Annotated in this window: 9 protein-coding genes; 5 read left to right on the forward strand and 4 right to left on the reverse strand. The window is 37.3% G+C overall.

The annotated features are described in order from the left end of the window. Together FTU95_RS14535 and FTU95_RS14540 are read left to right on the forward strand one after the other, a co-directional pair. On the forward strand, positions 1-662 hold a 662-nt coding region (locus tag FTU95_RS14535; RefSeq protein WP_180078857.1), incomplete at its 5' end, for a MobA/MobL family protein. Further along, positions 659-1159 carry a hypothetical protein gene (locus FTU95_RS14540; protein ID WP_150340980.1) on the forward strand — a complete coding sequence of 167 codons (501 nt, stop codon included), beginning with the start codon at positions 659-661 and terminating at the stop codon, positions 1157-1159. The genes FTU95_RS14535 and FTU95_RS14540, both read left to right, overlap by 4 nt. A gap of 111 nt (positions 1160-1270) precedes the next feature. On the opposite strand, the gene FTU95_RS14545 is transcribed toward FTU95_RS14540, so the two are convergent. Together FTU95_RS14545 and FTU95_RS14550 are read right to left on the reverse strand one after the other, a co-directional pair. Beyond that, complete coding sequence (locus FTU95_RS14545) at positions 1271-1552, reverse strand: type II toxin-antitoxin system YafQ family toxin (protein WP_001129137.1); 282 nt, start codon at positions 1550-1552, stop codon at positions 1271-1273. Continuing rightward, the gene (locus tag FTU95_RS14550; RefSeq protein WP_001277151.1) at positions 1545-1838 is read right to left on the reverse strand and encodes a type II toxin-antitoxin system RelB/DinJ family antitoxin; all 294 of its coding nucleotides are present in this window, start codon (positions 1836-1838) and stop codon (positions 1545-1547) included. Before FTU95_RS14550 ends, FTU95_RS14545 begins: the two co-directional genes overlap by 8 nt. 220 nt (positions 1839-2058) lie before the next feature. On the opposite strand from FTU95_RS14550, the gene FTU95_RS14555 reads away from it, so the two are divergent. The 3 genes from FTU95_RS14555 (at position 2059) to FTU95_RS14565 (ending at position 5183) form a co-directional block, all read left to right on the forward strand. Beyond that, entirely contained in the window at positions 2059-3183 is a 1125-nt protein-coding gene (locus FTU95_RS14555; protein ID WP_180078859.1) for a tetratricopeptide repeat protein, read from the forward strand. A gap of 723 nt (positions 3184-3906) precedes the next feature. Beyond that, entirely contained in the window at positions 3907-4890 is a 984-nt protein-coding gene (gene repM, locus FTU95_RS14560) for a replication initiation protein RepM (RefSeq protein WP_087554524.1), read from the forward strand. Next, positions 4887-5183, forward strand: a complete 297-nt coding sequence (locus FTU95_RS14565; RefSeq protein WP_087554523.1) for a hypothetical protein — start codon at positions 4887-4889, stop codon at positions 5181-5183. The genes repM and FTU95_RS14565 overlap by 4 nt, the downstream gene beginning before the upstream one ends. Here FTU95_RS14565 and FTU95_RS14570 read toward each other — a convergent pair. Next, positions 5180-5491, reverse strand: a complete 312-nt coding sequence (locus FTU95_RS14570) for an HU family DNA-binding protein (protein ID WP_004916110.1) — start codon at positions 5489-5491, stop codon at positions 5180-5182. The two genes, FTU95_RS14565 and FTU95_RS14570, sit on opposite strands and share 4 nt — an antisense overlap. A gap of 2 nt (positions 5492-5493) precedes the next feature. After that, positions 5494-5781: a mobilization protein gene (locus tag FTU95_RS14575; RefSeq protein WP_087554522.1), complete on the reverse strand. Its 288-nt coding sequence runs from the start codon at positions 5779-5781 to the stop codon at positions 5494-5496. Positions 5782-5949: the final 168 nt, after the last annotated feature.

Consider the following 5949-nt stretch of genomic DNA (forward strand, 5'->3'; position numbering starts at 1 on the left):
ACTTTGCCAGGTCCTTAGTTGATCGCTATGACGTAATCGCAGATTTAGCCATCCATGAACCGAGTAAAGGCGGTAATGATAAAAACCATCACGCCCATATCATGCTCACAACCCGAAAAGCCGAATTAGACGCAGACAATAAAATCACTCTGACCACCAAAACCGATATTGAACTCAGCAACGCCAAACGAAAAAGCCTTGGTATAGGGACAACCCAAGAAGACATTAAGCAAATTCGAGAAACATGGGCAGACTTAACCAATAAAGCATTGGAACGTGCAGGCTACCGAGAAAAAATAGACCATCGTAGCTATGCCGATCAGAACAACGGACTACAAGCCACCATCCATGAAGGCACCAAAGTCACTCAATTACGCAGACAAGGCATAGACACTGAAATCAGCCGTTTCAATGACAACGTCAAACAGCAAAATAGCCAACAGCTTCACCAACAGAAACAGCAAAAAGAGAGCGTTTTACAGCGTGGTTTAAGCCGTGTCGATCAAGGTTTTGATCAATGGCAGAAGAACCAAGAAACCAAACGTCTAGAACTGGAACGCCAAGCGGAAATGAAGCGACAGCAAGAATTAGATAAACAACGAGCCGAGCAAGCACTCCGCAAGGCATCTCAAAAACTAAGTAGAGGCGGAATGTCGTTATGAGCAACCAAAATGATTTAGATGACCAATTATATATTTTACTGGCATCCATGAAGGAATATCGAGAAGCCATAGCAGACGATAACAAGCGATTAGAGCAGTTTTACAACCATGTCGCTAGCGGAGTGCTAGACAAGGCTGAAAAATCGCTAGAAAACGCAAATAAGAAGCATACAGGCGCATTAAACAATAGTATTCAGGCATTAAACGAAGCTACACACAGGCTCAACTTAAAACTTATCATTATTTTTGCTAGCACGTTTGTTGCTGTGATGATGGTATTCATTTTGGCTATCTTCTTATACATACCAAGCAAAGACGAAATTGATGCACGTAGAGCAGATATGGCTGTACTAAAAAAATATCCGTTACAAATCGAGGAGCATGATGGGAAAACATTAGTCAGAATTATGACTAAAAAGCCGTGTTACTCATTTGAACCGAATAATGTCAAAGAAAAAACGTATGACTGGTGTCAGATCGACCCTAAAAAATACTAGTTGATCGGTACTTTGCTTGGTTTTTCTCATTACTGATCAGATTACAGCAAGCGCAAAGTTGCCCGACTTTGAAACATGGCTAAAGCCATCTTTCAAAGCATCGAGCGATAGTCATCCAAAAATTTCGGAATGGCTATCCAACTGATGCAGTTCTAAAATATCGTCACCAACAAGCCTATAAATCAAGACTAAATCAGGCTTCACATGACAATCACGACAATTCTTAAACTCTGCACCACCCTTCAAGGGATGATCTAAATATTTTTCAGGCAAAGGATTATTTGCGACTAAACAATCTAATACTTCTGCCCATTCAGCCGTAACCAGTTCTAAATAACGTCTTTTAATATCACGTTTAAAAGAACTGGTTACGATAATCTTACGTTTAGCCATGTGCTTCTTCCGACATAGCTTTAATCGCTTCTTCTACCGTTTCGTACTCGGTGTACTCGCCATTTTCAATCTCTTTTAAAGATTGAAGTAACTTGGCTGCTGCTTTAGGAGTTAAAGCAGTTTCTCGCGCATAGTCAAAAGATAAAGGGATCGCCTTAGTTTTAACGATTTGATTCAAGAACAGTTTGAATGCTTGGGGCATAGTCAAACCGTAGTCTTCCAAAATAGGCGTGACTTGTTCTTTTAACTCTGCTTCTAAGCGCATATTGAAATTGACTGCGGACATGATTTCCTCACTCAAAAACCATTAAAGTAAAGATAATATAAGGCATATTCTTTACTTTTTCATTACTTTTGATGTAATAAATGGTTTCTAACAACTAAATTTCGTATAACGCCCATTATGTTAAATGGATAGAGATTTGATTAATTCAGGAATATTATTCTAGAAAGGATTTAAAGCTATACTAAAATCCTATCACTATTAATAAAATAGAAATTTGATAATGGAATTCACTAAAAGAATATTATTACTGTTCACTTTATTGCTATTTATGAAACCTACATTTGCGAACACAGAGAATTTTCAAAAACTACAGGACATGGCCAAGAAAGGAGATGCATCTGCTCAAAATAAGCTAGGAGATGCTTACTATGATGGTGAGAGTATAACCCAAAATTATACCAAAGCTTTTGAATGGTTTAGTAAGGCAGCAGTTCAGGGACTTGCACCTGCACAATACAGCCTTGGACTAATGTACAGCTATGGTGATGGCGTAAGTCAAAATGATGCCAAAGCTTTTGAATGGTTTAGCAAAGCTTCTGCTCAAGGATTTGCATTGGCACAACATAATCTTGGGATGATGTATGCCTATGGTGATGGAGTAACTAAAAGTGATGCCAAAGCTTTTGAATGGTATAGCAAGGCAGCGACACAAGGGTATGCACCTTCACAACATAACCTTGGGGTAAGGTATGAAAAAGGTCAGGGTGTAACTAAAAGTGATGTCAAAGCTTTTGAATGGTATAGCAAAGCAGCGACTCAGGGGTATGTACCTTCACAAAATAACCTTGCATCGATGTATGAATTAGGTCAGGGCGTAACTAAAAGTGATGTCAGAGCTTTTGAATGGTATAGCAAGGCAGCGGCTCAGGGGGAGGCATTTTCGCAATATAATCTTGGTAGGATGTATGAATTAGGTCAGGGCGTAACTAAAAGTGATATCAACGCTTTTGAATGGTATAGCAAAGCAGCGGTTCAAGGAGAGGCATCTGCGCAATTTAACCTTGGTTCAATGTATATTTATGGGCAGGGTGTAAGCCAAAATTATACCAAAGCCTTTGAATGGTTTAGTAAGGCAGCAGCTCAAGAACATGCAGGTGCGCAACATGATCTTGGATCAATGTATGCTAATGGTCACGGAGTAGCACAAAGTATAGCACTATCAAATAAATGGTATTTAAAGGCGGCTAATAATGGTAATGCGATGGCACAATTCAATATTGGGAAGAAATATTTAAATGGTGAGAATGGATTACCAAAAAATCGAGAACAAGCGCTGAATTGGCTAAAAGAAGCATCAAATAATGGACATACCGAAGCTAGGTTGATGCTTGCTACACTTCAGTGATCATTAAGTATTTTTGAAATTAACATAATACACCTTATACGAAATGCGTTATAATTACCTATAGAAATCAATGCTGTAGTTACATGATTTTAGCCCACATACCCTCTGGTGGGCTTTTTTTATGATTTTTCACGTTCCACGCCTATTCTTTGATCAATGTTTCACAACTTTGATTAGCTCCATTAAATAATTAAAACCTAGATAATAAGAACCGAGCGAGTGTCTACGAGCGATTGAGCATCATCAAAATTTCACGCTCGCCTTTTCTCTGATTACAAGCTCCCTTTCGATTTTAAACGGTAGGTACAGAGCATCCCGAATGGGTGCGAACTTTGGAGCTTTTGCTTTTCAAAAAATATGAGCGAAGCGAATACATTACCAATGCTTTTGCTTTTAGATTTCACAAACAGGATTAACCAAAAACTGCCCCTCGAAGCGAGGAACGAGCTTCAATAGAGTACGAGCTTTAGCGAGTACCTAGGGCAGTTTTTAGCACTCCCCTCTTTTTAATAATTTTATAATTTTATAATTTTAGACCACTTATTCATATTAATAATCAATGGCTTATATTGCTATATCTATACGTTTATGCAGTCTTATCTATACGTTTATGCAGTCTTATCTATACGTTTATGCAGTCTTATCTATACGTTTATGCAGTATTGCTATACGTATTTAATCTATGTAATATAATTACAACTAAAAAGAATGTATGTATAAGAAATGGCAAATGATTTAGTTGTTAAAAATAATGCGCTGATTGATGCAAGTTATACCTTGAGCTTAGTAGAACAACGCTTAATTGGATTGGCTTTGGTCAAAGCTAATAATCAGCACCAAGAAATTACCAGTGATACAGTTCTGACCATACATGCAGGGGAATATGCTGAACAATTTAAGGTTGATGGTTCAGTAGCTTATCGAGCATTAAAAGAAGCATCAGAACGGTTGTTTTTACGCTATTTCTCATACACCTTATATGGCTTGGAATTTGGTAAGGAATACACTTTTAAACGTCCCAAAAAGCTAAGAGATTGCGATATACCAACCGTTATGAAATCACGATGGGTACAAAAGATCGGTTATACAGAATCAGAGGGTTTATTACACTTCCAACTTACCAGTGATGTTGTCCTATTGGTTGCTAATTCAAAAGAATATTTCACAAGCTATTACTTATCACAAACTACCGACTTTACCAGTACCTACGCTACTCGATTGTTTGAACTCCTAATGAAATGGAAAAATGTCGGACATATTCCATTTATTGAAATAGAACAATTACGAGGGCAATTAGGTGTAGAACCTAAGCAATATAAAATTATTTCTAACTTTAAGTTACGAGTCCTAGATGTGGCTGTGGAGCAAGTGAATCAACATTCAGACTATACGATTAAATACGAGCAACATAAGCAGGGGCGGACAATTATAGGTTTTTCATTCAAATTTAAGCCTAAAGTAGATAAAATCTCAAAAAAAATAATATCTAAGCAAAATCGTAGTAACCCTGATTTTTTTATAAAATTGAGCGATCCACAACGCCATTTATTTGCAAATAAAATGTCTGAAATGCCCGAAATGAGCAAATACTCACAAGGTACGGAAAGCTTTCAGCAATTTGCTATTCGTATCGCTGACATGCTTTTAGAGCCTGAAAAGTTCAGAGAGCTTTATCCATGTTTAGAAAAAGCAGGGTTTCAAGCATGATGAAATTAACCAACCTATTAGAAGAATTTCACGGCACACAAGCTGAATACCTCGATATCGTAAATTATGAAATTGCGAGGGAAAATATATGCAGTTATATCTTCCTATTATCCCGAATATCCCAAAATGCCGAACCCACCGAAAAAATGCAGATGGAAAGCAAAATAGAGGACTTAATTTACTATCGGGATAATTTGCAGATCGAAGATAAGGAAAATATCCAAAAGGTCTTAAATGAGCTAATTCCAGAGTATAAAGCCGAACAAGAAAAACAAAGAGCTAAGAAAAATTAGGCTTTCTTTTTAGCTTTACTTTTTTGCTTTGGCTTAACAATAAATTGCTCTCCCAAAGCCTTGCCTTGTTTAAAAGTGACGATTTTCTTAGCTTCAATTTTAAGTTTTTCGCCAGTTTTAGGATTGTGCCCCATTCTTTCGGCACGCTGTTTTACTTCAAAAGTCCCAAAATCAACCAACCGAACATTTTTATCTTCAACTAGGGCTTCTGTGATTACCTCAAGAACAGAATTTAGAACAATTCTTGCTTCATCTTGGGTAATGTTTAATTTAGGCGCTAATTTGGCAATTAAATCGGCTTTATTCATAATTAATTCTCCTCAATATTTGGTAAGTCAAAAAGCTGTCTATCTCTATTTTCTGTTAAATAGTCGTTGAGTTCAGCGAGTATTTTTTCTTTATTGGCTTCATTCGCATTCATTTTTTTAATCAAGTAAGAACCGAGCAAAATTTTACGCCGAGTATCGTCCTTTCTTTCCTGCTCTTTCTGTTTCGATTTTTCTCTAGCTTCGATAGCCTGTTTACGAGCCTTTAACTGTTTCAGCTTCTCTAACTGGGCTTCGATTTTCTTTTCAAGAGTTTCAGCAGCTTTTGTCATGATTCAGATTTCGGGATATAGAAAACCACTCAAGCATAAGGCCCTATGAATTGAAATTCAAGCGGGCTATATGCTATCGTGTTTTTCATGAAATGCGCACTTACGACTTGGATTTCATCCAAGTCAAAGTTTGCGTAAGGGGTATCCCCTTAACCCCAAAAAACTGCT

It is taken from the genome of Acinetobacter sp. YH12208 (assembly GCF_013418055.1).
GTDB classification, from domain to species: domain Bacteria; phylum Pseudomonadota; class Gammaproteobacteria; order Pseudomonadales; family Moraxellaceae; genus Acinetobacter; species Acinetobacter pseudolwoffii.